This window comes from Cytobacillus dafuensis, from assembly GCF_007995155.1.
GTDB classification, from domain to species: domain Bacteria; phylum Bacillota; class Bacilli; order Bacillales; family Cytobacillaceae; genus Cytobacillus; species Cytobacillus dafuensis.
This window is the reverse complement of sequence record NZ_CP042593.1, coordinates 28369-55341: the sequence shown is the minus strand read 5'-3', so window position 1 is coordinate 55341 and position 26973 is coordinate 28369. Positions and strand designations below refer to the sequence as shown.

Sequence of the window (26973 nt, the reverse complement as noted above, 5' to 3'; positions counted from 1 at the left end):
ATTATTTATTAAAATAATTCCCTTCACTTACCTTAATTTTCTTCTCTTTTTCATCCACATCTGAAAGTCTTACAAGAGAGAGGTACTCATCGACGAGACGTTCCTCTGTCTTTTCAGCTTCTACTAAAACAGCAATTCCTGCAACATGGGCTTTAAACTCCTCAAGCAAGCTGACCATTCCATTAACCGTTCCTCCCGCTTTCATGAAATCATCAACGATTAGCACCTTTGACCCTTCAGCAAGACTTCTTTTTGATAGAAGCATCGTTTGAATTCTTTTCGTTGAGCCGGAAACATAGTTAATGCTGACGGTCGAGCCCTCTGTCACTTTACTATCTCTTCTGACGATCACAACGGGAACATTTAAATAACTTGCAACAGCATAAGCTAAGGAAATCCCTTTTGTTGCTACGGTCATTACTACATCAATTTGCGTTTCTGCAAAAGCTGAAGCAAATAAACGGCCGACGCGTTTCACGATAGAAGGATCCCCTAATATATCGGTCATAAATAAATACCCACCGGGAAGTAATCGATCAGGACTGGCCATTTGTTCACATAGCTCTGTTATAAACGGTTTTGCTTCTTCATCTGTCACTTTAATTTGAAATTTTACCCCGCCTGCAGCACCTGGCACCGTTTGTAATGTACCGATCCCTCGCTGTTCAAAGGTTTCCTTAATAATTGCCAAATCCTCACTAATAGATGATTTAGCTGATTTATATCTCTCTGAGAAAAAGGTTAAAGAAACTAATTGTCTTGGATGCTCTAGTAAATAATTCGTCATGTCAATTAAGCGTTCACTTCGACGAAATTTCATCATAGGACCCCCAGTAAATCCGAATATTTTATCGTTAATATATCATTATTATCCGGATTTAATCAAGCCTATGTCTTTCACCAAGCATTCTAACCGCAAAAACTTGATCACAAAAGCCTCTCAAGCCATTATAAATCCGCTGCATTCTAGAGTCGTGACGGACAAGTCCAAAAACAGTTGGCCCACTGCCGCTCATTAGAACAGCGTCTGCTCCAAATCTTTTGATTTGCTCTTTAATTTGAGCAACTTCAGGATGCAAATGAAAGGTAACCTCTTCAAGAACATTTCCGACATTCCTACAAACCTGATCATAATTACCATCTTCTATGGCGTTGATCATATCCCTCGTCTGGGGATGATTGATACCATTTAATTGAAGTCTTCGATAGACATCTGCTGTTGAAACACCAATAAATGGCTTGGCTAAAATGACCCAGCAGGTCGGTGCAGCAGGAAGCTCCTTAATAATCTCCCCTCTTCCTGTCGCAAGTGCCGTCCCTCCGTATACACAGAATGAGACGTCAGAACCAATCTCTGCACCAATAATCGCTAGTTCATCTATCGTTAATCCAAGATTCCATAGTTTATTTAGCCCTCTTAATACAGCAGCCGCATCACTGCTTCCACCTGCAAGGCCAGCAGCAACTGGAATGGTCTTCTCAATTGTTATGGCTACTCCTTTCTTTACGTGAAACCGCTCTTTTAAAAGAAGCGCAGCCTGATAAGCCAGATTCCGCTGATCATCCGGTACAAAACGGTTATGTGAAATAATTTTTATTTCTTCTTGTTCTAATAATGTTAATTCTAGGCGATCTGCTAAATCAATGGTTGTCATAATCATTTCAACTTCATGATAACCATCCTCACGTTTATGTAAAACATCCAAGGATAAATTGATCTTTGCCGGCGCCTTCACCAAAAGCTTCAACATTTCCACCTACTTTGCCAAATTCGGGCGTCTCCATTTTTTGTCCTATTTTACCACAAATCAGCAAAAGTAAGACCTTTTGATCTGACTTTCTTTCATAAAAGTTATCGATTTGTCATAATTTAATCAAAAAAACTTAACACCCATTCTATTTTTCGGCAAATCGCTAAGTTTTTCTATGTCTCGGCTATGTTAGCATATATACACAAAAATGCCGGAGCTTAAGCCCCGGCATGCCGCAATGAGTCCATTTCGTTATTAATCACAAATCCTTCATTCATTTAAAACGGATAAGTCTCTTGAGGTTTATCGGTAATTCTTCATGCTTTGCTGTGCAATTTCAACTGCGCGTTTCACCATATTACCAGCGTCCCTAGCTTTAATGCCGCCCCATCCTTCTTTTTGGACAACATCATAAAAACCAAGCTCCTTTGCTAGTTCCTCTTTAAAGCCTTCTGACATTATCCTTCTTCTACCTATGATTAACATCTCCTTTCACACTGCGGTAATAATAGTATGAAACACTTAATGTATAATCATTAGGGCTTTTTAAAGAATAGGTTTGTTTATAGCTTTTGTTTGAAATTTCCTGAAAGCAGAAACTTCGGTATTCACTTTTTATGTAAGACCATGTTAAGCTTCTCTGTTGATTTCCGCTGCAGGCACTCGCTTTCCGCGGGCGGTCCTGAAGCCTCCTCGTCGCTATCGCTCCTGCGGGGTCTCCCTTTGACTCGCTTCTCCCGCAGGAGTCTCGTGCCCTCCGCTCCAATCAACAACAAAATAGCAGTATCAACACTGAGCTTTAACACAGCCATATAAAAAGAAAACAGCGGCAAACATTTGTTTGCCGCTAACAAGCAAAAAAAAATATATTAATTTAAAGCAACTCGTCCTGTTGTATCTTCATAGAATGTAATTTGAACCGTTTCAGTTAGAACATCAGCATAACTGTAAGATACGCGTTCAAACGCATTTTCATCCTGATCTAACTCAATAACAAATACAGAAGGGTACGTTTCTGCTAAAACACCTGAACGCTCAATCGTCTTCCTTCGTCCACCATTCGCCTTGAGTAAAAGTCTTTTACCAAGGTTTGAATCAAGAGCCTTTTTGATATCCAATAATGTTTTTGCCATTCGTTCCACCTCACTATGTTAAGTATATCACACTGACACAGTGGAGTCAAATAAAAATATAAATTATAACAGTCTTTAAAAAAGATTGTCAACATATTTTCGTCCACAATTTCTTCTAATTTTCTACATTTTTAGGTTATCCATAATCATAGTAAAATATGTACGTGGAATCGAAAGGTTTATGACACAAAAAAATAAAACCGTTTGAAAGTACGAACGGTTTTTCATTAAGACTCACTATTATGCTCACTATTATAAGGCATTCCAGTTCTTAGAACTCCTTTTGTTTCAATTCCTCCTATCCCTTTTTCCCCGGTTAATGTATTTCTTAATACATCCCATACATTAATTCGCTCCATAAATGGTGTGAAACTAATTTTTGATACGATATAAACTGGATCTAACGCATGGATATTCACTCTATATGGTGAACTTGCAAAATTTGCGCCTGCCTGAATAATCGATTCAAAATGGGATTGGCATGCTCCTGCAAAAATAACGAGTTGATCTAAATGAGGAACCTTCCTTCTCGCCTCATTAACTGTTTGTACAAATTGTCTCGAATGCCGATAAGCATTTAAATCTGACTTCTTACCCTTGGCCTTTGAATAAGAATCATGTCCGGTTATTACTAAAATATCTGGACGATAGTAATCAAGGAGATGGCCAATCTTAAGTGGCATTTCCTTTTCCTTGCAATGTATGCCTGTTACAGGAACACCTATTTTTTCATATAACGCTAAGCATTTTTCCAAATAGGTTGGGTCTCCGTCTAAATGAAGGACCCTTCCAGGTATTTGAAAATAGTTAAACGCTTTGCTATAACCATCTGTTGCCCCATACTCCTGTTTCTGCTTTAATAGCTCTACATCCTGCCGAAACAATTCTAAAGATTGTTCCTCCAACGAATGAAATTGATTTGCTAACTTTTCTCTAGTTGATGGACTGATAGCAATTAAATCTTCGAGTGGAGCATCAGCGATCAGCCGAATGTCCTCTCCATACAAAATGGCATATTTCCTCCCATCTTGTTCCCGAATGTCAATGACACGAAACATAATATCACATTGGTAGGAAGCTCTCCCGACAATATCCATAATGCTTATGCTCAACAGTTGTCACTCCAATTTGCCCAAACATGAAATTTATGATTTTTCACCCTAAAAAAATGATTCTTCATAAATTATGCATTAGAGAATAAACATGTGATTGAAAAGCCGCTATTGTGATTAAGTGAAAAAGGAGAAATCATGATAAATAGAAATAAAGACCCGTGATGTCGGGTCTTTATTTAAAGATTGGATATAGGGATTCACTTAAACGGGCAAATTCCTCTATGGATAAGGTTTCCCCTCTTCTACCTGGTTCAATTTCTGCTTGCTCTAAGGCAGCCAGGATCACTTCCTTCTTTTGCTTTCCTTCAGGCAGATGACTAGTCAAGTTATTAAGTAAAGTTTTGCGCCTTTGTGCAAAGCTTGCTCTTATTACTTGGAAAAAGAATGGCTCATCTTTTACTGAGACTGCTGGTTCCTTTCGCTTCGTTAATCGGATAACAGCCGAATCAACATTCGGTTGAGGAATAAAAACCGTTTTAGGAACAACCATAACCGTTTCAGCCTCAGTATAATATTGAATGGCAATGGATAAGGATCCGTAATCTTTCGTCCCTGGCTTGGCAGAGATGCGATCAGCGACTTCCTTTTGAAGCATACAAACGATCCCTCTAATAGGCAGCTTTTCCTCTAGCAGCTTCATAATTATCGGCGTTGTAACGTAGTATGGCAGATTAGCCACCACCATAATATCGTCAATTCCTTGTAATTCCTTTTCAACCATCCCCAGCACATCAGCCTTTAATACATCTTCATGAATAACAGTGGTGTTTGGGTATGGCGCTAAAGTTTCTTGTAAAATTGGCAATAATCGCTGATCAATTTCAAATGCTACTACTTTTTTGCTTCGTCTCGCCAGCTGCTCTGTTAATGCGCCGATCCCTGGACCAATTTCAATCGCGGCTGATTCTTCGGTAAGTTCCGCATGATCGACAATCCTTTTGAGGATATTTGTATCAATTAAAAAGTTTTGTCCTAAGCTTTTTTTAAAGGAGAACCCATACTTTTCTAGAATGGCACGAGTTCTTACTGGGGTAGCAATATCTTTTTGCATATTATTCCTCCTGACGTATCACTTGGATGGCAGCAGCAAATTCTTCTTTACTAATTTGAAACATCATTAAGCTTTTATGAAGCTGTTTTCCATTTGTAAAGCCAATTTTAAGCAGTTTTCCAAGCTTCTCTCTTCGCTCTCTTGCACCAGACCCGCCGATTAGACCAGCCGCAATTAAATCCTCTTGTGTAATGGTCTCAACAATCTCTTCATGCATCATATGAGCATTGCTAAGGGCCTTGCGAATCACTTCTGGGGATGCATGCTCGACTCCGACGCCTTTGCCGTATTTATGAATAGCATCAACCTTTTCAATGAATGCATGCTTGCAGCCAGGTACCTTTTCTTTAATCGTATTGCGTATTTTCTGACCTGGATAATCTGGATCCGTTAGAACAATAACACCTCGCGTCATTTGAGCGCGCTTTATTTTTTCTATCGTTTCTTCGTAAATGGCTGAACCGTTTGTCTCAATTGTATCTGCATCTAATGCATTTTTAATTGCAGTCGTATCATCCTTGCCTTCAACTACAATAATTTCTCTAATTTTCATATATCCCCCTTAGAGCTTGGAAGTTAGAAAAGTTATTCTTTTTAATTCAGTTAAAAATATAAATAAAATATTTGATAAAAACCTGAAACATTTCTGTAATGTAACTCGTCTATATAGATGAGTCATAAATAATGATTTTAATTATATATGAAAAACGAAAAGAAATAAAAAAAATAATGCAGAGGATAATAAATGTCCCCTGCACTTTAAGAAATTAATTTAGGATTTTTATTTTGACAGTCTTTCGTCCCCAGCGATAGGCATCTGCTTTCGATGAAAAAAATACATCAATTTTATTTCCTTTAATAGATCCGCCTGTGTCAGCAGCAATAGCATACCCGTAGCCCTCTACATAGACTTTTGTGCCTAATGGAATGACACTCGGGTCTACCGCTATCACTTTAACATCAGGATTTGAACGCAGATTAATTCCCGTTGCTGTTCTCCCTGAACAGCCGTTACAGTTTGCCGTATAGGCAGTTGAATCCACATATATCTCCTGGCCGCTCTCGCTGCCTCGGGAAGCAACTTGCTGTACAGCTAATGGTTTTGTTCCTACTGCAACAACCTTATCCTGTTTTTCTTTTGACTTTTTCTCGCTAATTAATTTCCTTGAAATTTCTTTGCCATTCTCTAAAACGACTTCATATTCCTTCGTTAGAAGGCCTTCCTTACCTTGATTAATGACTTTTTGAGATCCTTTGGCAAGGCTTGAGTCCTTTTTCGTAACAACAGCAAATTGAATTGGTTCTTCCACTACATCGGTGACTTTTTCTACTCGAATGATTTGGATGTTGTCATTTTCTTTGACAATCTCTTCCGCTTTAGGCTCAGTACGATCTAATTCATTTAGTGTAATGCCCTGCTGTGTTAAAAAGTCACCGACCGTAGTCGAAGTTGACCATACTTTCTTCTCTTTCCCACCATCTGATAATGTGAGCGGAAATGCTTTATTTACAGTGATTTCAAGATTGTTTTTTATTTTTTTTTCGAGATTTGGTTGAACTTTATCATGTTCAGTTATAGCAATCTCTTGTTCTTGTAAAAGCTCCTGTACTGTATTCGATAGTGTCCAAATCGTTTTCTTCTCGTTGTCTTTCACAATATGAACCTGTTTAGCCGGCTTCCAAACTACTTCTAAGTTGTTTTTCACCTTAGTGTCTACCGAAGGAAACACATAGTCCTCTGAGTGCAAAGATATATCTAAATCATCAAAAAGTTCTTCAACTGTTCCTGCATGCGTTTTAATGACTTCTTCCTGACCGTCTAACGTAATTGCTACCGTTTTCTTTGTTGTTTCAAAAATTAAGAAGCCAATAGAAGCTGCAAAAACTATGAAACTAGCAGAGATTACGGCCAATTTCTTTTTACTCAAAGACTTGGATAACAGGTTTTTCATGTTTTGAAATACGATGAAAAACGCCTCCTTTTCTCTCGGAGTGATTATATAGACTATCTTGCAGGTTTGTCAACTCTCTTTCACTTTTCCCTTTCTAAAAACCATCTCCTTCCTAAACATATTTACTATTATGCAAAACCTTCAAAAAAAATGAAAGAGAGACTTATCGACATGGTTATCCTATGAGAGGACAAGGAAATGTAGAACTTTTTAGAATTAGAAAATAAAAGGACATGCACACCCTTAAATCGACAAAAAACATTATCAGTTTATGCCGAATAATTTTTTTGCATTGGACGTCGTTGCTTCTGCAACTTCTTCTAAAGTGACACCCTTTATTTCAGCTATTTGCTCCGCGACGAGCTTAACATAGCTTGGCTCATTTCGTTTTCCACGATAAGGATGTGGGGCTAAATAAGGGCAATCTGTCTCAATTAACAGCTTTTCCAACGGAATGACCTCTGCTACTTCCTTCGGTTTTCTCGCATTTTTAAAGGTTACTGGCCCTCCTAAGGAAATATAAAAATTCATCTCCACACATTCCTTAGCAATTTCTGGACTGCCGCTAAAGCAATGCATGATGCCTCCTACTTCCTCTGCTCCCTCTTCTTTCAAAATCTCTACGATATCGGCTGTTGCGTCCCGATTATGAATAATAATAGGCAGCTTTACTTTTTTAGCAAGCTGGATTTGCTTTCGAAATACTTGCTTTTGAATATCCTTTGGAGACTTGTCCCAATAATAATCAAGCCCCATCTCACCAAGAGCAACGACCTTTGGATGCTGTGAAAGCTCCTCAATCCACTTGAGATCAGCATCTGTCATATCAATAGCATCAACAGGGTGCCAGCCAACACTCGCATATATAAAATCATATTGTTCCACTAATTCCATCGCTTTTTCAATGGTTGGACGATCAAATCCAACAACGACAATACGTGAAACTCCTTCTCCTAAAGCTCTGTCAATAACCTCTCTTACATCATCATTATATTGCTCGGCATTTAAATGTGCGTGTGTGTCGAAAAACATAAAAAAATCTCCTTTTAACAAAAATTATTTTTTGATTACATATTTTTCATTAAAATAACAATTAAGTCAAAATTCAAGATATTTTGTCAATATAACATTAGAATGAATACCTAATTATTTGAATATATTAAAAGGATGCTTAAATTCCCTATATAACATTGATATTATGGTTTTATTTCTTTGTCATTATTATTTTAAAAAAGAAAAACATAGAAATGTCTGACGTCAAATGTTACACGTGAAACATTTCTATGTTATCAACTTTTATCGCAGATTAACGGGCAGTAAGACCCCCACTTCAAGGTTGCGAGAGAATCAAAGAAACTAAGTGGGGGATCAACTGCCCGTAATGGCCCGATTGGTTCAACTAACCATCAGTGGGGGATGAAAGAAAACCCCCACTGATGGAAGTTTCACTTTATCCCTGATTAACAGACTTTAAAGTTCCCATTGATAGAAGTTTACTTTATTTCACTCTTGCTCCCAATGGAAGAGCTTCTGCAATGGTTGCTAATGAAAGCTCGCCGTCTTTACTACCTGCTAGGATCATGCCCTCAGAAAGCTCACCGCGCAATTTAACTGGCTTTAAATTTGTGACACATACAACTTTACGTCCAACAAGGTCCTCTGGCTTGTAAAATTGTGCTATCCCGGATACAACTTGTCGTTTTTCATAACCAAGATCTAGCTGCAGTTTAAGGAGCTTATCAGCCTTTTTTACAGGTTCTGCCTGAATAACCTCTGCTACTCGTAAATCAACCTTCATGAAATCATCAATCGTAATTTCCTCACTGTCAGGCTTTACTTCCACTTCCACTTTCACTTCTTCTACTTGTGGAGCAGATCCTTGCATCTTTGTTTTGATAAACTCTACTTCTTCATTTAAATCAAGACGAGGGAAAATTGGTTCACCTTTTGCTATTTTTGTATCTTTAGGAATCAAACCAAATTCTTCTAAGCTTTCCCAAGAAGTTAGGCCTTCTTCATCTACATTCAATTGTGTAAATATTTCTTTTGGTGTACGTGTTAAGAAAGGCTGTAGAAGGACGGCGATTCTTCTAAGCGATTCCGCTAAATGTGCCATAACACTTTCAAGTTCAGCTGTCTTAGCCTCATCCTTCGCTAAAGACCAAGGCTGTGTTTCATCAATATATTTATTTGTTTTGCTTACTAATTGCCAAATAGCAGTGAGTGCAACTGAAAATTCCATTTTCTCCATTGCTTCTTCATATTTCGTTACTGCTTCCTTGTTTGCAAGAAGTAATGATTGATCGAATTCACCAACAGAGCCATTATAGACTGGAATAATACCTGCAAAATACTTGTCTACCATTGCTAATGTCCGATTTAGTAAGTTTCCTAAATCATTTGCTAAATCAAAATTAATTCTCTCTACAAAACCTTCTGGTGTGAATACGCCGTCTGAACCAAATGGAACCTCACGTAATAGGTAATATCTAAGTGCATCTAGGCCGTATCGATCAATTAATGTCACAGGATCAACAACATTTCCTTTTGATTTGGACATTTTTCCATCCTTCATCAATAGCCAACCGTGAGCAAATACTTTTTTAGGAAGCGGTAAATCTAAAGCCATAAGCATAATTGGCCAATAAATAGTGTGGAATCGAACGATTTCTTTTCCTACTAAATGTACATTAGCTGGCCAATAGTTTAAGTATTTCGAGTCATCGTCAGTCCCGTATCCAAGAGCCGTAATATAGTTTGCTAAAGCATCAATCCAAACATAGATTACATGCTTTGGATTCTCTGGAATCTTAATTCCCCAATCAAATGTCGTCCTAGAAACAGCTAGATCTTCCAAACCTGGCTTGATAAAATTATTAATCATTTCATTTTTTCGTGATTCTGGCTGAATAAATGAAGGATTCTCTTCGTAATATTGCAGCAATCGATCAGCGTATTTACTCACTTTGAAGAAATAAGATTCTTCTTTCACTTTGTTCACAGATCTTCCGCAGTCCGGGCAATTTCCTTCTACTAACTGACGCTCAGTAAAATAGGATTCACACGGTGTACAATACCATCCTTCATATTCACCGAGGTAGATATCACCTTGCTCCAATAATTGAGAGAAGATTTTTTGGGCAACCTGCTTATGTCTATCCTGAGTCGTACGTATAAAATCATCGTAAGAAATATCAAGCTTTTTCCATAGCTCTTGAATTCCAGCAACAATTTCATCTACATATTCTTGAGGAGTAACGCCCTTCTCTTCCGCTTTCTCCTGAATCTTTTGGCCATGCTCATCCGTGCCAGTTAGATACATCACATCGAAACCACGCAAACGCTTATAACGGGCCATTGCATCTCCCGCTACTGTCGTATAGGCATGGCCTATATGTAAATTTCCACTAGGATAATAAATCGGTGTTGTCAAATAAAAGGTTTTTAATTTTTCCTCCATGAGAATTCCCTCCCTAACTTCCTTGTACGTCAATCAGTCATATAACGAATACCTTCATTATATATAAAAAGTCCCGGCCGATCGAGGGACGAGAACATACTGTAATACGCGGCAATATTGAACTTTCTATATTAATAAGGACAAAAATAATAAGATGATACTTTCATTCATCATATCCTCTTATACCATCAAAATATACCTAAAAATTAGTATTTGTGCAACAAATAAGAAAAGCGCAAACGCCTTCGGAACAATTAAAGTACAGAATGTTCCTGCGATGATTATTCTAAGGAGCTTTCCTTATGGAGCTAGACATTTCTCTAATTCAAAAAAAGTAATATTTTTTATTACTACAATCTGGACAAATACTCAATTCCTTCTTCGAATATTATTATATGGTTTTGATGGAAAAAAGGGAATTTTGTCGAAAAATATTGATGAAAGCTACTTAAACTTATTCTTCCTTAAAAAGTAATTTTCCATTAATTAGATTTTTTAAAAATTAAAATCTTATTAAACCGCTATATATCAACTTTCATAGCGAAAGTAAAAAATTTCTATTTAAATTAAAAATAAAGTAATTGACGTATTTGGGAAACGCTGGTATTATGTAATTAATAAAGTTTTTGTCGAATATTGACGAATTAAAAAAGATAGAAAAATATTTTTTGAGGTTTGGGAGGAAAAAATAATATGAAATCTACTGGTATTGTTCGTAAGGTTGATGAGCTTGGTCGTGTGGTTATTCCTATTGAATTAAGACGTACACTAGACATTGCAGAAAAAGATGCGCTTGAAATTTATGTGGATGATGATCGTATTATCCTTAAAAAGTACAAGCCTAATATGACTTGTCTTGTAACTGGTGAAGTTTCTGACGATAACATCCAATTAGCAAACGGAAAATTAATTGTTAGCCGTGAAGGTGCAGAATCTTTATTACAAGAAATTCAATCTCGATTTGAACTTGTAAAATAATAATGCAAAAGCTTCTCAGTTTACTGAGAAGCTTTTTTTATCACTATGTTTTTTATTCCTGCTCTTGTACATGAAAAGCGTGGTATACTTCTCTTTTATTCATGCTTCTGTCGCTTGCTGTTTGCTTAATTGCATCCTTACTTGTCATTCCATTCACATCCATATAGTGCTCTACATGTGCTTTGATCGTTAAATCCATCCACCAAGATTCTTCCTCATCCTGTAAATTTTCAGATGACCCTTCAATAATGAGGCAAAATTCACCTCTTATTTCTTCATTTGTTGCCCAATTTAATGCTTCTTGTACCGTCCCGTGAATGAATTCTTCGTATTTTTTTGTTAATTCACGACATAGGACGATTTTTCTATTACCCAATTGTTCATCTATAAGAGTAAGTGTTTCTTTTAAACGATGTGGAGCTTCGTATATGATGATCGTTGCAGACATTTTAGCCAGTTCTTGAAGCTCTTTCTTTTTTGTCTTCTTATGACGGTCTAAAAAACCAAAAAAATAAAAGGGCTGCGGATTAAGACCTGATGCAATTAATGCTGTTAAAGCTGCATTTGCACCTGGCAGTGGCACAACCGTTAATTTTTCCTCTACAGCAGCAGTAACAAGCTCATACCCAGGATCAGAAATAGTCGGCATTCCCGCATCGCTTACAAGAGCAATTTTTGCCCCGTTAGCTAATTTTTCAAGGATTTTCTGTCCACTTACGACTTTATTGTGTTCATGATAGCTAATAATAGGGGTTTCAATTTCAAAATAATGACAAAGCTTTTTCGTATTTCTCGTATCCTCTGCAGCTATATAATCTGCCTCTTTCATCATTCTTATAGCTCGAAAGCTCATATCCTCAAGATTCCCAATGGGAGTAGGGACTAAATACAAAATTCCTTTTCCTTCTTCATTTTCAAAACTTTTTTGCTGCCACATATGTATCACCCGTCTAACTTTCAAAGTCATTTTTTATATTAATTCTTAAATATTCTTCTTTCTTCCTTCGGGGCCATTGCTTAAATTCATATTCTGCCTTTAAGGCATCACTTTTATTATCATACACTTTTGAAAAAACCAGCTCTACTGGTCCTCTGCCCCTTGTATATTTAGCACCCTTGCCCTCATTATGAAGCTTCACGCGCCTCTCTAGATTATTCGTATAACCCGCATACAAACTGTCATCTTTACAATGAAGAACATAAAAGTAATGATTATTTTCCATATAAAATATCCTTTATTTCAGAGGTATATTCATTGTCATCATTATAGACGATTAGAGGTGGCATTATTTTTAAATCTGGACTGCCATTTTTAGTCGCTTCAATAAGCAGTGTATTGGCCTCTTTGCCCTGTTTTGGATAAACAAATTGAACTTTTTTCGGTTCTAGGTTATATTTACGCATTAATGTTACGATATCTAGAAATCTTCCCGGCCGATGAACAAATGCTACCTTTCCGCCTTGTCTGACAAGCTGGCTTGAGGCTTTAATCGCATCCTCTAGTGTACAAAGGATTTCATGGCGGGCGATAGCTAAATGTTCGTTCTCATTTATCTCCTCAGAAGATGGCGTAGGAAAATAAGGTGGATTACATGTAACAACATCGAATTTCCCATACCCAAGCTCTTTCGGCATATCTTTAATATCACCATGTATCATATGTAATCGATGTTCCAATTGATTGTATTCAATACTTCTCTGAGCCATATCGAAAAGCCGCTCTTGAATTTCAACACCTGTTATCGTTCCTTTTGTTCTTACACTTAGAAATAACGGTATCACTCCGTTACCACTGCAAAGATCAATCAGATTACCCTTTTGAATCGGCACATACACAAACCTTGCCAGTAAAACAGCATCCAGTGAAAAGGAGAACACAGTAGGGCTCTGAATAATGCGCAAATTTTCTGCGAGTAAATAATCTAATCGTTCATCTCCTTTTAAAAAGTCCATCTTCTATCCTCCATATATAAAGTTTCATTAGCTAAGAAAAACTTGGCGTTCGCCAAGTCCTTTTTGGCGAATGGCTTAGTTTTTCTTATACGATCTTATTAGCAGATATTTAATCGAAAACACACTTTACTTTAGTACGTTAATAAACTTAAACGTTCCTATTAGCTAAAAAATAGCCTTCCTTTATCGGGAAGGCCATCATATTATTTCTTATTAAGAAAAGATAAGCAAAAAAGGCAGTCTCCTTCTTTTCGGGGGCTTCCAAAATGGAGGTTACATATATGAAAGCCCTCTTGGTATAGACGGGCAAGATTATCATAGCCTTCTCCAATATCGACCGCTTTATCATCAGTTGAACCCACTGGATCACTTGGTGCTTGATCTTTCTTTCTAGCCGTTTCTTCTTTATCAATTGTTAATTCTAAACGGCGTCTTAAATGTTCATTTTCCAGCTTTAAAGAGTTATTCTCTTCTAGTATTTCTGCCAAATGCTGCTTTAACTCACCAAGCTGCGTATATAACTGACCAATTTGAATTTCCATATTACTTACTGAGTCAAAGATTTCTTTTTTATCCACGTATTCCACCTCATTAATCTGTGGATTGAACTGTTACAGCACCTTGTTTCGATAATTCATCTATTGTATATTCCAGGACGCGTTCAGCTGCTGTGACATCCACTTGCAGCACCCGCTCTAAAATATTTAATCCTACTACTTTCCCTGGTCCTTCAGGTGTTTGAATCCATTCTCCAAGGTCCGGAAGCTGAGCTTTTGCTTCTTCATATTCATCATTTTCATATTTTAAACAGCACATTAAACGACCACATAAACCCGAAATTTTTGTTGGGTTTAAGGAAAGATTCTGATCTTTTGCCATCTTAATAGATACTGGATCAAAATCGCCTAAAAAAGTAGAGCAGCAAAGCATTCTACCGCAAGGACCAATACCTCCTAGCATTTTCGCTTCATCTCTTACACCAATTTGCCGAAGTTCAATTCTAGTACGGAATATGGCTGCAAGATCTTTTACGAGCTCTCGAAAATCTACTCTTCCATCGGCAGTGAAGTAAAAGATCACTTTATTTCGATCAAATGTATATTCGACATCAACTAGTTTCATATCTAATTGATGAGTAATAACCTTTTCATTGCAAACCTCATAGGCTTCCTTTGCTGCTTGTTTGTTTTCCTCAACAATCATTCGATCCTTAGGATCTGCAATTCGGAGAACCTTTTTTAAGGGGAGGACGACATCATGTTCTTCCACTTTCTTTGGTGCAACCACAGCCTTGCCATACTCTACACCACGAACCGTTTCAACAATGACAAAGTCACCTTTTTCGATTGCTAGTCCACCAGGATCAAAATAATATATTTTGCCCGCCTTCTTAAAGCGGACTCCTACTACATCATACAAACAAAGACCCCTCCTGCAATTTCAACACAAGCTGTTCCATTAACAGCTGCGGATTCATATTTGCATGCAATTTTCTCTTTGCTTCCAAAACAGCCGTCATCTGCTCAGATATCATTCGACTTGTAGATTGTAAAGCAAACTGCTCTAAACGATCCTTTTCGTTTAGATAGACGACCTGCTCTTCTTTACCAAGCTGTATATATAATAAATCCTTAAAAATAAGAAGTAAAAGGTCTAACCCAAGATCAATTTGTTCTTTCTCTTTAAAGTGTTTAAACCAATCATCCTGCAGAGAAACCATTGCTTCCAATGGCGATTTTTTAAGTACTTCATACAATTTTAACACTATTTTTTGCGCTTGTACAAACCAATCATTCTGACTATATTCAATTGCCTCATCAATGTTATTGGTAAGTTGGGCAATTAATGGTGCTATCTGTGGTTCGACATTGTGGGATATTAGCTTTTCGATCATCTTTTCAGCCGATAAGGACTGAAATGAGATCGTTTGGCAACGAGAAAGAATTGTAGGGAGTATTTGCTGTGCCTGTTCTGTCATCAAAATAGCAATTGTCTCGGGATGTGGTTCTTCAAGGAATTTTAGCAAACTGTTCGCTGCATTCACAGTCATTCGATCCGCATGGACAATCATATATAGCTTTTTTTTCGATTCAACTCCCGTTTTGGAGAACTCCTCCTGAAGTGATTGAATTTGGGCTTTTTTGATTGACAGCCCATCTGGTTCGACAAGATGAACATCTGGATGATTTCCGTTATTAATTCTCTTGCAATTTACACATGTTTCACAAGGGATGTAACCTTGTTTAGGTGATTGGCAAAAAACACTTTTTGCTAAAAGAAAGCTTGCATCGCGTTTCCCTGTCCCCTTCATCCCTTCGAACAAATAAGCGTGAGCTAGCCTATTCTTCATCATACTATTTTTAAACATTTTTAAAACGATAGGCTGTATGTCTTCTAGTTCTTCCCACGTTTTTGCCACAATCATCACCACTTACGTAACTTTATTATGATATGAATTCACATTGAAGTCATTTTTTTAAAATTGAAGGAAATTTTCAATTGGCAATACAAACACTGTTGCACCACCAACCTCAACCTCAACTGGATAAGGAACATAGGAGTCCGCATTTCCACCCATTGGAGAGATAGGGGCAACTAGCTGGTCTCTTGACTTGCAATTATCCTTTATTATTTGCAATGCTCTATCCACACGAATATCTTCTGTTCCAATCATGAAGGTTGTGTTTCCTGATTTCAGAAAGCCACCTGTACTTGCTAGCTTGGTTGCACGGAAGTTATTGTCCACCAATGCATTCATTAATTTATTGCTGTCTTGGTCTTGAATAACCGCTAAAATAAGTTTCATTCTCTCAGCCCCTTTCATTTTTTCCACTTTCTTTCCTATATCCATTATATCAATTATTTTATGAACAAACATATATAAATCGTTGTTGTTAGCTGAAATTCGTTTTCATGGATTGGGTGCAAAAAGGGGTTGTCCCCTAAGGGTCTGGCATCCACTAATATCTAGAATCCCGCTCAATTATCGATACTAGATTTTTTTCGTGGTGGTGCCTGACACCTATGCTTGGGACAGCCCCTCATGTTTAATCTTCCTGATCAATCATTTTTTTCAGTAAGCTTTTCGCATCTTTATATACCGTTTCAATAGGCTTTGAAGCATCTATTTTAAATATACGTTCAGGATGCTCCTTCATTAATTGATAATAGCCTTCACGTACTTTATGATGGAATTCTAAGTCTTCTAAATCAAGACGATTTACTTCCCGCTCCTTATGCCGATTTATCCTTTCAAGGCCAATCTTAGGATCAATATCAAAATAAAAAGTAAGCTTTGGCATCATACCTTCTATAGCAAATTGATTAATCGAGAACACATCATCGATACCTAATCCCCTTGCATACCCTTGATAAGCTAGAGAGCTATCAATAAAGCGATCACATAAAACGATATATCCTTGCTCAATAGCAGGAAGGACTTTTTCAACAAGATGCTGCCTTCTTGCCGCTGCATATAAAAGAGCTTCTGTCCTAGGATCCATTTTCGTGTTCTTCTTATCAAGAATAACATTTCTTATTTGCTCAGCAATATCGATTCCGCCAGGTTCTCTCGTTAACAAGACTTGATAGCCTTCTGCCTGTAAAGCTTCTCCTAGCATGCCAATGATCGTCGTTTTCCCTGCTCCTTCCGGACCTTCCACCGTAATAAAGATTCCTTTTTCCATCGTAAACCTCCAAGATGCTTCAATAATAATATATTTATTTAATTGGGAAATATGTCTATCTTTCCGGACTTTATGCCCTCTGCCCCTTGAACTCTAGCTCCAGTTTCAAAGAGTAATCTAATATTGTCTATATGTTCCTTGCTAATTTTTTCCCCAGGAAATAATAAAGGAATACCTGGAGGATAGGGGATAACAAACTGTGCACATACCTTTCCTATTGCCTCCTCCATTGGAACAGATACGCTAGTAAGATCGGCTCTCTGCTTCGCATTCAACACCAGCTTCGAGATACTTGACTTGATAAAAGCAGCTTTTGCCTTTTTCGGCTGCTTATGAATTGTAACCGATTGAAGGGCTGCTTCAAAGCGATCGACCATATCCTCAATGGAGTATTCCATATCTGATTTCAATAAAGGAAAAATAAGCAAAACATTATAAGGATCAGCCATCTCCGTAAAAACGCCAACGCTTTCAAGTCTACTCTGCAGCTCATACCCACTTAAAGAAGAGGTGGATTGAAGGGTTATTTTCAAAGGATCGCCTTCTCCATTTTGAAATGACAACACTTTAATACCCTTTAATTTTTGTAATCTCTTTTTAAAATCATAAATATTAAATAACAGAGCCTCTGCATCAACATTCGAAAATCCAGCTAAATAGCTTCTAGCTATATCCAATGAAGCCATAATTGGATAGGATGGGCTGCTTGATTGCAAAATTTCAAGATTGCTGCGAATTTCCTTTTCTGAAAGAAGATTGCTATTAAAATGAAGATATGACCCCATCGTCATCGCAGGAAGCGTTTTATGTGCCGATTGGACAACGATATCAGCTTTTAATGAAACAGCGGACTGTGGGAAAATAGCACTTCCTATAAAATGAGCACCATGTGCCTCATCAATTAAAACTGGTATTCCTTTGGAATGAGAAAATTGAATAATCTCCTCTAGATCATTAATCATCCCATAGTAATTTGGATATGTTAGAATGATTGCCTTTGAATAAGGGAATGCTTTAATCGCCTTTTTAACAGTATTTACTGATACTCCTCCTGCGACACCCCATTCCTCATCATACGTAGGCTCTAAAAAAACAGGATTCGCCTTTACAAGGTTGATACCATTTAATATCGATTTATGACAATTTCTCTGAACAAGAACTGTATCATCTTCCCTGATAGCTGCCATGATCATGGCTAAATTTCCGACAGTCGACCCGTTGACTAAGAAAAAACTCTTTTTTGTTCCATATAATTGGGAAAGAAGCTGTTCTGCTTCCAAGATCGCTCCCTCAGGAGAATGTAGGTCATCTAACCCGTTCAGCTCTGTTGCATCAAGCTTTAACAATTTATTATAAAAATACTTTGCTTCCTTTGGAAAAAGGCTGCCATATTTATGTCCTGGAACATGGAAGGACACAGGTTTATTTTCTATATGTCTTATTAGAGCTTCAAATAACGGTGTTCGAGTCTGATCCAATTTATATCACCAAAATCCATTTGTTTTACTGTCTTATCTATTTTACCAAATAGGAGATTAAAGCGATACTTCCACCTTAGACATTTGAAGTCGGAATCTTAGTAATTATAAAGTTCAAAACGCCCGTTAATCTGGATAAAGAATTCAATAAGACATACAACCAAACAAGAACTATCTCATACAATAGTAATTAAGTAATCCTTATACAGGTTAATTTTCAAAAAATTGTATACAATAATATAATTTCGGGCAGAATTAGTGTATGGAGGTGGAGTGATTGAGTTCGCTATTAGCAAAGAAACATATAGGGGAAGAGTGTGTCATTTGCGAGCAAACAAAAATAAAAGGGATACATCTATACACTTCTTTTATCTGTACAGATTGTGAAAATGATTTAATTTCTACAGACACGAGCAATCCAAAATATAAATTTTATTTAAAGCAGCTAAAAAAGATAACAAACCCAGAAATATTTTCTTAAACGCCCTCCAATTTGGGGCTTTTTATTTTGGCATCGAACCTAGCTTTTTTAGTTTCCAATTGTTCTTCGAACATAAATAAAAAAGAACAGCCTCATTTGGCTGTTCTTCATTTTGCTTGGCGACGTCCTACTCTCACAAGGGGACAGCCCCTAACTACCATTGGCGCTGAGAAGCTTAACTTCCGTGTTCAGCCTCAGCTTTGAATAAGCGGCGGATCTCTGCGTCAGCTGCACTCGTTCTGTCCTCATGTGCATCGCACATTCCGGGCGTCACTCCCTTGCTTCCTTGATCTCCTTGCTTCTTCAAACCCTCGGGGTTTGCTTTCTAAATTTCTTCTCATTTTTATACAAATTTTTAAATGTTCTTCGAACATAAATAAAAAAGAACAGCCTCATTTAGCTGTTCTTCGTTTTGCTTGGCGACGTCCTACTCTCACAAGGGGACAGCCCCTAACTACCATTGGCGCTGAGAAGCTTAACTTCCGTGTTCGGGATGGGAACGGGTGTGACCTTCTCGCTATCGCCACCAAACTGTATAAAATTGAGGTTTTGTTCCCTCAAAACTAGATAATGTTGAAGAAGAATTCGAGTAATCAATTTGGTTAAGTCCTCGACCGATTAGTATTTGTCAGCTCCACGTGTCACCACGCTTCCACCTCAAACCTATCAACCTGATCATCTTTCAGGGGTCTTACTAGCTTGACGCTATGGGAAATCTCATCTCGAGGGGGGCTTCATGCTTAGATGCTTTCAGCACTTATCCCTTCCGCACATAGCTACCCAGCGATGCTCTTGGCAGAACAACTGGTACACCAGCGGTGCGTCCATCCCGGTCCTCTCGTACTAAGGACAGCTCCTCTCAAATTTCCTGCGCCCACGACGGATAGGGACCGAACTGTCTCACGACGTTCTGAACCCAGCTCGCGTACCGCTTTAATGGGCGAACAGCCCAACCCTTGGGACCGACTACAGCCCCAGGATGCGATGAGCCGACATCGAGGTGCCAAACCTCCCCGTCGATGTGGACTCTTGGGGGAGATAAGCCTGTTATCCCCGGGGTAGCTTTTATCCGTTGAGCGATGGCCCTTCCATGCGGAACCACCGGATCACTAAGCCCGACTTTCGTCCCTGCTCGACTTGTAGGTCTCGCAGTCAAGCTCCCTTATGCCTTTACACTCTTCGAATGATTTCCAACCATTCTGAGGGAACCTTTGGGCGCCTCCGTTACTTTTTAGGAGGCGACCGCCCCAGTCAAACTGCCCACCTGACACTGTCTCCCACCCCGATCAGGGGTGCGGGTTAGAATTTCAATACAGCCAGGGTAGTATCCCACCGATGCCTCCACCGAAGCTAGCGCTCCGGCTTCCAAGGCTCCTACCTATCCTGTACAAGCTGTACCGAAATTCAATATCAGGCTACAGTAAAGCTCCACGGGGTCTTTCCGTCCTGTCGCGGGTAACCTGCATCTTCACAGGTACTATAATTTCACCGAGTCTCTCGTTGAGACAGTGCCCAGATCGTTACGCCTTTCGTGCGGGTCGGAACTTACCCGACAAGGAATTTCGCTACCTTAGGACCGTTATAGTTACGGCCGCCGTTTACTGGGGCTTCAATTCAGAGCTTCGCTTGCGCTAACCCCTCCTCTTAACCTTCCAGCACCGGGCAGGCGTCAGCCCCTATACTTCGCCTTACGGCTTCGCAGAGACCTGTGTTTTTGCTAAACAGTCGCCTGGGCCTATTCACTGCGGCTCATCCGGGCTATTCACCCAAATGAGCACCCCTTCTCCCGAAGTTACGGGGTGATTTTGCCGAGTTCCTTAACGAGAGTTCTCTCGCTCACCTTAGGATTCTCTCCTCGCCTACCTGTGTCGGTTTGCGGTACGGGCACCTTTTCCCTCGCTAGAGGCTTTTCTTGGCAGTGTGGATTCAGGAACTTCGGTACTTTATTTCCCTCGCCGTCACAGCTCAGCCTTTATGCAAGCGGGATTTGCCTCGCTTGCAGCCTAACTGCTTGGACGCGCTATTCCAGCAGCGCGCTTACCCTATCCTCCTGCGTCCCCCCATTGCTCAAACGGTAAAGAGGTGGTACAGGAATATCAACCTGTTGTCCATCGCCTACGCTTTTCAGCCTCGGCTTAGGTCCCGACTAACCCTGAGCGGACGAGCCTTCCTCAGGAAACCTTAGGCATTCGGTGGATGGGATTCTCACCCATCTTTCGCTACTCATACCGGCATTCTCACTTCTAAGCGCTCCACCAGTCCTTACGGTCTAGCTTCAACGCCCTTAGAACGCTCTCCTACCACTGACATCGTAGATGTCAATCCACAGCTTCGGTGATACGTTTAGCCCCGGTACATTTTCGGCGCAGAGTCACTCGACCAGTGAGCTATTACGCACTCTTTAAATGGTGGCTGCTTCTAAGCCAACATCCTGGTTGTCTAAGCAACTCCACATCCTTTTCCACTTAACGTATACTTTGGGACCTTAGCTGGTGGTCTGGGCTGTTTCCCTCTTGACTACGGATCTTATCACTCGCAGTCTGACTCCCATGGATAAGTCTTTGGCATTCGGAGTTTGTCTGAATTCGGTAACCCGATGAGGGCCCCTAGTCCAAACAGTGCTCTACCTCCAAGACTCTTACTACATGAGGCTAGCCCTAAAGCTATTTCGGAGAGAACCAGCTATCTCCAAGTTCGATTGGAATTTCTCCGCTACCCACACCTCATCCCCGCACTTTTCAACGTGCGTGGGTTCGGTCCTCCATCCAGTGTTACCTGGACTTCAACCTGGACATGGGTAGGTCACCTGGTTTCGGGTCTACGACCACATACTCATTCGCCCTATTCAGACTCGCTTTCGCTGCGGCTCCGTCTCTTCAACTTAACCTCGCATGTAATCGTAACTCGCCGGTTCATTCTACAAAAGGCACGCCATCACCCGTTAATGGGCTCTGACTACTTGTAGGCACACGGTTTCAGGATCTCTTTCACTCCCCTTCCGGGGTGCTTTTCACCTTTCCCTCACGGTACTGGTTCACTATCGGTCACTAGGGAGTATTTAGCCTTGGGAGATGGTCCTCCCTGCTTCCGACGGGATTTCACGTGTCCCGCCGTACTCAGGATCCACTCTGGAGGGAACGAAGTTTCAACTACAGGGCTTTTACCTTCTATGGCCGGCCTTTCCAGACCTGTTCATTTACCTCGTTCCTTTGTAACTCCGTGTAGAGTGTCCTACAACCCCAAGAGGCAAGCCTCTTGGTTTGGGCTAATCCCGTTTCGCTCGCCGCTACTCAGGGAATCGCGTTTGCTTTCTCTTCCTCCGGGTACTTAGATGTTTCAGTTCCCCGGGTCTGCCTTCAATACCCTATGTATTCAGGTAAAGATCCTATCCCATTACGGATAGGGGGTTCCCCCATTCGGAAATCTCCGGATCAAAGCTTACTTACAGCTCCCCGAAGCATATCGGTGTTAGTCCCGTCCTTCATCGGCTCCTAGTGCCTAGGCATTCACCGTGCGCCCTTTCTAACTTAACCTACTTCGGTCAACGATTAACGTTGTCCTCATGGTTTGTACTCTTACTTTATTTCTAAATTAAGAGAGAAAACTAAAATGGCGATTACTCGGTTATTCTTCTTCATTTCATTATCTAGTTTTCAAGGAACAATTTGAGCGAAAAAAATAACGAATAGTAGATTCGTTATGGTGGAGCCTAGCGGGATCGAACCGCTGACCTCCTGCGTGCAAGGCAGGCGCTCTCCCAGCTGAGCTAAGGCCCCGTTATTTGAAATGGTGGGCCTAAATGGACTCGAACCATCGACCTCACGCTTATCAGGCGTGCGCTCTAACCAGCTGAGCTATAGGCCCATATAACGGATTTGATAAACAAAAAGCGTTGCTTCTCGTTTCTCAAATGATTATTTTATTTTCATAGAGAAAGCATTATTCTCTCAAAACTGAACGAACAAGAAACGTCTTATTTAAGAAGTATGAAATACTTCTATATATCCTTAGAAAGGAGGTGATCCAGCCGCACCTTCCGATACGGCTACCTTGTTACGACTTCACCCCAATCATCTGTCCCACCTTAGGCGGCTGGCTCCTTACGGTTACCCCACCGACTTCGGGTGTTACAAACTCTCGTGGTGTGACGGGCGGTGTGTACAAGGCCCGGGAACGTATTCACCGCGGCATGCTGATCCGCGATTACTAGCGATTCCGGCTTCATGCAGGCGAGTTGCAGCCTGCAATCCGAACTGAGAATGGTTTTATGGGATTCGCTTAACCTCGCGGTCTCGCAGCCCTTTGTACCATCCATTGTAGCACGTGTGTAGCCCAGGTCATAAGGGGCATGATGATTTGACGTCATCCCCACCTTCCTCCGGTTTGTCACCGGCAGTCACCTTAGAGTGCCCAACTGAATGCTGGCAACTAAGATCAAGGGTTGCGCTCGTTGCGGGACTTAACCCAACATCTCACGACACGAGCTGACGACAACCATGCACCACCTGTCACTCTGTCCCCCGAAGGGGAACGCCCTATCTCTAGGGTTGGCAGAGGATGTCAAGACCTGGTAAGGTTCTTCGCGTTGCTTCGAATTAAACCACATGCTCCACCGCTTGTGCGGGCCCCCGTCAATTCCTTTGAGTTTCAGCCTTGCGGCCGTACTCCCCAGGCGGAGTGCTTAATGCGTTAGCTGCAGCACTAAGGGGCGGAAACCCCCTAACACTTAGCACTCATCGTTTACGGCGTGGACTACCAGGGTATCTAATCCTGTTCGCTCCCCACGCTTTCGCGCCTCAGTGTCAGTTACAGACCAGAAAGTCGCCTTCGCCACTGGTGTTCCTCCACATCTCTACGCATTTCACCGCTACACGTGGAATTCCACTTTCCTCTTCTGCACTCAAGTTCCCCAGTTTCCAATGACCCTCCACGGTTGAGCCGTGGGCTTTCACATCAGACTTAAGGAACCACCTGCGCGCGCTTTACGCCCAATAATTCCGGACAACGCTTGCCACCTACGTATTACCGCGGCTGCTGGCACGTAGTTAGCCGTGGCTTTCTGGTTAGGTACCGTCAAGGTACCGCCCTATTCGAACGGTACTTGTTCTTCCCTAACAACAGAGTTTTACGATCCGAAAACCTTCATCACTCACGCGGCGTTGCTCCGTCAGACTTTCGTCCATTGCGGAAGATTCCCTACTGCTGCCTCCCGTAGGAGTCTGGGCCGTGTCTCAGTCCCAGTGTGGCCGATCACCCTCTCAGGTCGGCTACGCATCGTTGCCTTGGTGAGCCGTTACCTCACCAACTAGCTAATGCGCCGCGGGCCCATCTGTAAGTGATAGCCGAAGCCATCTTTCAGCTTTCCTACATGTGTAGAAAAGAATTATCCGGTATTAGCTCCGGTTTCCCGAAGTTATCCCAGTCTTACAGGCAGGTTGCCCACGTGTTACTCACCCGTCCGCCGCTAACTTGCGAGAGCAAGCTCTCACAAGTCCGCTCGACTTGCATGTATTAGGCACGCCGCCAGCGTTCGTCCTGAGCCAGGATCAAACTCTCCAATAAAGAGTAAGATTAGCTCTTAAAAATGTCTTATAAAAAGACTTTGAATTTACGTTGACGTTTTTGTTCGTTCAGTTTTCAAAGAACAATGTTTTTCATATTTATCGCTCATAGGCGACTTTATTAATATATCATTTTCACAACACCTTGTCAACAACTTTTTTTATTTCAAATGAAGGTTGTTAAAAAGTTAATGTGACGACTTTTAATATATTACCACCATATAAATAGAGTGTCAATAACTTTTTAAATAAAAAATAGCTGCTGTAATAAGCAGCTATTTTGAAACTTATATAATCCAAGTTTGTATGGCCACTAATGAAAACAAACCAGGTATTCCTAAAAAGCCCGATATTGAAGCAGTAGCCAAATTAATGGGCACATGTATACCAAATTGGTTTCCAAAGGCATTTAAAAAGAATAAAAAAAGTGCGCCAATAAGTAATTTAATCACACCTTGTCCAATAAATCTTACTGGTTTCACTGGTGCACCAAGAAATAAAAGCAATAAAATACAACCTCCTAAAATGGAGATCACCACAATAGGCTCCAATAAGAAAAATCCTCCTCTCAGTAAACTTGTACTATCAATTTATGAAATTGAAGCACAAAAAATACCATGAGAGAAGGACTGCTGCTTAAATTATTTTCTTATAGAAATGTTTCTATTTTTAACTTCTTTAAATAGAAAAAAATATTTTGCTTCACTAATTTTTGCTTGGCTCATAATTTCAGCAGATGGATCAAAGCTTTTTTCAATGAGTAATTTTTGATTCATCCAGATGTCCCTTAGCTCATTAGCTTTTCCAAAGAGCTTATCGTCAAATTCTTTACGAAGCCAACCCTTTCTACGAAATAACATTTTCATTTCCCCCAGTAAGAAATGCACAAGCACCTGCAGAACAATCAAAGGACAATTGTTCCCTTTTTAACTAATCGTTGAATATCAAACTTCTCTTCTTCCCTCAAGAGCTTTTGACAGCGTTACCTCATCAGCATATTCAAGATCTCCTCCAACTGGAAGCCCATGTGCAATTCGAGTAGCACGTATTCCAGATGGCTTTAAAAGTCTAGAAATATACATAGCTGTTGCTTCTCCCTCAATATTAGGATTTGTTGCAAGGATGACCTCCTGCACTGTATCATCCTGAAGCCTTTTTAATAGTGAAGGAATATTAATATCCTCTGGCCCAATCCCATCCATCGGTGATATGGCCCCTTGAAGAACATGATAGAGGCCATGATATTCTTTCATTTTTTCCATTGCAATTACATCTTTAGGATCTTGAACAACACAGATTACAGAGCGATCTCTTCTTTGATCCTCGCAAATATAACAAGGATCTTGATCTGTGATATGGCCACAAACAGAGCAATAAGTTAAATTTCTTTTTGCATTGACTAAGGCCTTTGCGAAGTCAAGTACCGTATCTTCTTTCATACTTAATATAAAAAAAGCCAGACGAGCGGCCGTTTTAGGGCCGATACCTGGCAATTTCATAAAGCTGTCAATCAGCTTAGATATCGGTTCAGGATAGTGCATTATTTATTCCTCCTTTTAATAAAAGCGGAAGCGCCTTGATCAGGGGCGACAAGCATAAGACAAGCCAGCGGGAAGGTTGTTCTTTTACCTTCTTGTTGGATTGACTTATGACCTCGAGCCCCTAGGCGCTGGAGCTAGACAATAAGAAAAGCGGAAGCGCCTTGATCAGGGGCGACAAGCATAAGACAAGCCAGCGGGAAGGTTGTTCTTTTACCTTCTTGTTGGATTGACTTATGACCTCGAGCCCCTAGGCGCTGGAGCTAGACAATAAGAAAAGCGGAAGCGCCTCGATCAGGTGCGACAAGCAAAAGGCAAGCCAGCGAGAAGGTTGTTCTTTTATCTTCTTGATGGTTTGGCTAATGACCTCGAGGTCGACAAAAACGCGACGTCCTCCCAAAAGCTCCCTTTTGGTCGTGCGATGTGTCGCTGACGAAGCTTTCCTTGTCCTGTCGCATTGTCTACACTAGTACGTCCTGTACGTCAAAGCAAGACAGATGGAGTGTTGTCTTAGAACATTCCAGGCAGGTTCATTCCTTTTGTAAATTGCCCCATTGTATTGTTTGTTAATTCATCTGCTTTTTTCATTGCATCATTGGTTGCTGTCAGCACTAGATCTTGAAGCATTTCAATATCGTCTGGATCTACAACCTCTTCCTTTATGTTTACTTCTAGTACTTCTTTATGGCCAGAAACAATCACTGTAACCATTCCACCGCCAGCAGTACCTTCGATTCTTTCTTCACCTAGCTTTTCTTGTGCTTCAGCCATTTTCTTTTGCATTTTTTGCATTTGTTTCATCATATTTTGCATATTTCCCATTCCACGCATCATTT

General features: G+C 40.2%; 25 protein-coding genes, 2 tRNA genes and 3 rRNA genes. 2 read left to right on the top strand and 28 right to left on the bottom strand.

The features are described 5' to 3' along the window. Position 1: 1 nt before the first annotated feature. From purR to metG, 10 genes are all read right to left on the bottom strand, one after another. Positions 2–820 carry a pur operon repressor gene (purR, locus tag FSZ17_RS00275; RefSeq protein WP_057776774.1) on the bottom strand — a complete coding sequence of 273 codons (819 nt, stop codon included), beginning with the start codon at positions 818–820 and terminating at the stop codon, positions 2–4. 58 nt (positions 821–878) lie between these two features. Continuing rightward, a complete protein-coding gene (gene ispE / locus FSZ17_RS00270; protein WP_057776773.1) occupies positions 879–1748 on the bottom strand; it encodes a 4-(cytidine 5'-diphospho)-2-C-methyl-D-erythritol kinase in 870 nt (289 codons plus the stop codon). A gap of 306 nt (positions 1749–2054) precedes the next feature. After that, positions 2055–2210: a small, acid-soluble spore protein, alpha/beta type gene (locus FSZ17_RS00265; RefSeq protein WP_057776772.1), complete on the bottom strand. Its 156-nt coding sequence runs from the start codon at positions 2208–2210 to the stop codon at positions 2055–2057. Between the two features lie 410 nt (positions 2211–2620). Further along, the gene (veg, locus tag FSZ17_RS00255; protein ID WP_057776771.1) at positions 2621–2884 is read right to left on the bottom strand and encodes a biofilm formation stimulator Veg; all 264 of its coding nucleotides are present in this window, start codon (positions 2882–2884) and stop codon (positions 2621–2623) included. A gap of 227 nt (positions 2885–3111) precedes the next feature. Beyond that, a complete protein-coding gene (gene yabG / locus FSZ17_RS00250; RefSeq protein ID WP_407643436.1) occupies positions 3112–3981 on the bottom strand; it encodes a sporulation peptidase YabG in 870 nt (289 codons plus the stop codon). A 190-nt stretch (positions 3982–4171) separates the two neighbouring features. Beyond that, positions 4172–5050 carry a 16S rRNA (adenine(1518)-N(6)/adenine(1519)-N(6))-dimethyltransferase RsmA gene (gene rsmA / locus FSZ17_RS00245; protein WP_057776769.1) on the bottom strand — a complete coding sequence of 293 codons (879 nt, stop codon included), beginning with the start codon at positions 5048–5050 and terminating at the stop codon, positions 4172–4174. Between the two features lies 1 nt (position 5051). After that, complete coding sequence (gene rnmV / locus FSZ17_RS00240; RefSeq protein ID WP_057776768.1) at positions 5052–5603, bottom strand: ribonuclease M5; 552 nt, start codon at positions 5601–5603, stop codon at positions 5052–5054. 214 nt (positions 5604–5817) lie between these two features. Then, a complete protein-coding gene (locus FSZ17_RS00235) occupies positions 5818–7002 on the bottom strand; it encodes a G5 and 3D domain-containing protein (protein ID WP_057776767.1) in 1185 nt (394 codons plus the stop codon). 264 nt (positions 7003–7266) lie between these two features. Continuing rightward, positions 7267–8034 carry a TatD family hydrolase gene (locus FSZ17_RS00230; protein WP_057776766.1) on the bottom strand — a complete coding sequence of 256 codons (768 nt, stop codon included), beginning with the start codon at positions 8032–8034 and terminating at the stop codon, positions 7267–7269. 466 nt (positions 8035–8500) lie between these two features. Next, positions 8501–10462: a methionine--tRNA ligase gene (gene metG, locus FSZ17_RS00225; protein ID WP_057776765.1), complete on the bottom strand. Its 1962-nt coding sequence runs from the start codon at positions 10460–10462 to the stop codon at positions 8501–8503. 693 nt (positions 10463–11155) lie between these two features. Here metG and FSZ17_RS00220 point away from each other — a divergent pair. Next, the gene (locus FSZ17_RS00220; RefSeq protein WP_057776763.1) at positions 11156–11440 is read left to right on the top strand and encodes a transition state genes transcriptional regulator AbrB; all 285 of its coding nucleotides are present in this window, start codon (positions 11156–11158) and stop codon (positions 11438–11440) included. 52 nt (positions 11441–11492) lie between these two features. Here FSZ17_RS00220 and rsmI read toward each other — a convergent pair whose 3' ends face one another. From rsmI to FSZ17_RS00175, 9 genes are all read right to left on the bottom strand, one after another. Continuing rightward, positions 11493–12377 (bottom strand): 16S rRNA (cytidine(1402)-2'-O)-methyltransferase, encoded by an 885-nt coding sequence (gene rsmI, locus FSZ17_RS00215; RefSeq protein ID WP_057776762.1) that lies wholly within the window; start codon positions 12375–12377, stop codon positions 11493–11495. 13 nt (positions 12378–12390) lie between these two features. Further along, positions 12391–12663: a GIY-YIG nuclease family protein gene (locus FSZ17_RS00210; protein ID WP_057776761.1), complete on the bottom strand. Its 273-nt coding sequence runs from the start codon at positions 12661–12663 to the stop codon at positions 12391–12393. Next, positions 12653–13393, bottom strand: coding sequence for a tRNA1(Val) (adenine(37)-N6)-methyltransferase (locus FSZ17_RS00205; protein ID WP_057776760.1), 741 nt, complete (start codon positions 13391–13393; stop codon positions 12653–12655). Before FSZ17_RS00205 ends, FSZ17_RS00210 begins: the two co-directional genes overlap by 11 nt. A gap of 203 nt (positions 13394–13596) precedes the next feature. After that, positions 13597–13971, bottom strand: a complete 375-nt coding sequence (gene yabA / locus FSZ17_RS00200; RefSeq protein WP_057776759.1) for a DNA replication initiation control protein YabA — start codon at positions 13969–13971, stop codon at positions 13597–13599. A gap of 13 nt (positions 13972–13984) precedes the next feature. Continuing rightward, positions 13985–14812: a PSP1 domain-containing protein gene (locus tag FSZ17_RS00195; protein WP_057776758.1), complete on the bottom strand. Its 828-nt coding sequence runs from the start codon at positions 14810–14812 to the stop codon at positions 13985–13987. Further along, positions 14805–15812 (bottom strand): DNA polymerase III subunit delta', encoded by a 1008-nt coding sequence (gene holB / locus FSZ17_RS00190; protein WP_057776757.1) that lies wholly within the window; start codon positions 15810–15812, stop codon positions 14805–14807. The genes FSZ17_RS00195 and holB overlap by 8 nt, the downstream gene beginning before the upstream one ends. Before the next feature lie 57 nt (positions 15813–15869). Next, positions 15870–16199 (bottom strand): cyclic di-AMP receptor DarA, encoded by a 330-nt coding sequence (locus FSZ17_RS00185; RefSeq protein WP_057776809.1) that lies wholly within the window; start codon positions 16197–16199, stop codon positions 15870–15872. A 241-nt stretch (positions 16200–16440) separates the two neighbouring features. Beyond that, complete coding sequence (gene tmk, locus FSZ17_RS00180; RefSeq protein WP_057776756.1) at positions 16441–17079, bottom strand: dTMP kinase; 639 nt, start codon at positions 17077–17079, stop codon at positions 16441–16443. A 38-nt stretch (positions 17080–17117) separates the two neighbouring features. Continuing rightward, positions 17118–18557: an aminotransferase class I/II-fold pyridoxal phosphate-dependent enzyme gene (locus FSZ17_RS00175; RefSeq protein WP_057776755.1), complete on the bottom strand. Its 1440-nt coding sequence runs from the start codon at positions 18555–18557 to the stop codon at positions 17118–17120. A 277-nt stretch (positions 18558–18834) separates the two neighbouring features. On the opposite strand from FSZ17_RS00175, the gene FSZ17_RS00170 reads away from it, so the two are divergent. Beyond that, positions 18835–19038 carry a sigma factor G inhibitor Gin gene (locus tag FSZ17_RS00170; RefSeq protein ID WP_057776754.1) on the top strand — a complete coding sequence of 68 codons (204 nt, stop codon included), beginning with the start codon at positions 18835–18837 and terminating at the stop codon, positions 19036–19038. Positions 19039–19452: 414 nt separating this feature from the next. On the opposite strand, the gene rrf is transcribed toward FSZ17_RS00170, so the two are convergent. The 9 genes from rrf to FSZ17_RS00125 all read right to left on the bottom strand — a co-directional run bounded on the left by rrf (position 19453) and on the right by FSZ17_RS00125 (position 26971). Continuing rightward, a 5S ribosomal RNA gene (gene rrf, locus FSZ17_RS00165) occupies positions 19453–19569 on the bottom strand. Positions 19570–19636: 67 nt separating this feature from the next. Beyond that, positions 19637–22571 (bottom strand): 23S ribosomal RNA (locus tag FSZ17_RS00160). A gap of 167 nt (positions 22572–22738) precedes the next feature. Then, a tRNA-Ala gene (locus tag FSZ17_RS00155) sits at positions 22739–22814 on the bottom strand. Positions 22815–22825: 11 nt separating this feature from the next. After that, a tRNA-Ile gene (locus FSZ17_RS00150) sits at positions 22826–22902 on the bottom strand. A 147-nt stretch (positions 22903–23049) separates the two neighbouring features. Then, positions 23050–24600, bottom strand: a 16S ribosomal RNA gene (locus tag FSZ17_RS00145). Together the 16S, 23S and 5S rRNA genes with 2 tRNA genes alongside form the textbook arrangement of a ribosomal RNA operon. A 286-nt stretch (positions 24601–24886) precedes the next feature. After that, positions 24887–25150 (bottom strand): pro-sigmaK processing inhibitor BofA family protein, encoded by a 264-nt coding sequence (locus tag FSZ17_RS00140; protein WP_057776994.1) that lies wholly within the window; start codon positions 25148–25150, stop codon positions 24887–24889. 90 nt (positions 25151–25240) lie between these two features. Continuing rightward, the gene (locus FSZ17_RS00135) at positions 25241–25459 is read right to left on the bottom strand and encodes a YaaL family protein (protein ID WP_057776993.1); all 219 of its coding nucleotides are present in this window, start codon (positions 25457–25459) and stop codon (positions 25241–25243) included. Between the two features lie 84 nt (positions 25460–25543). Next, positions 25544–26140: a recombination mediator RecR gene (recR, locus tag FSZ17_RS00130; protein ID WP_057776992.1), complete on the bottom strand. Its 597-nt coding sequence runs from the start codon at positions 26138–26140 to the stop codon at positions 25544–25546. Positions 26141–26647: 507 nt separating this feature from the next. Beyond that, complete coding sequence (locus FSZ17_RS00125; protein ID WP_185150654.1) at positions 26648–26971, bottom strand: YbaB/EbfC family nucleoid-associated protein; 324 nt, start codon at positions 26969–26971, stop codon at positions 26648–26650. Between the last annotated feature and the right edge of the window lie 2 nt (positions 26972–26973).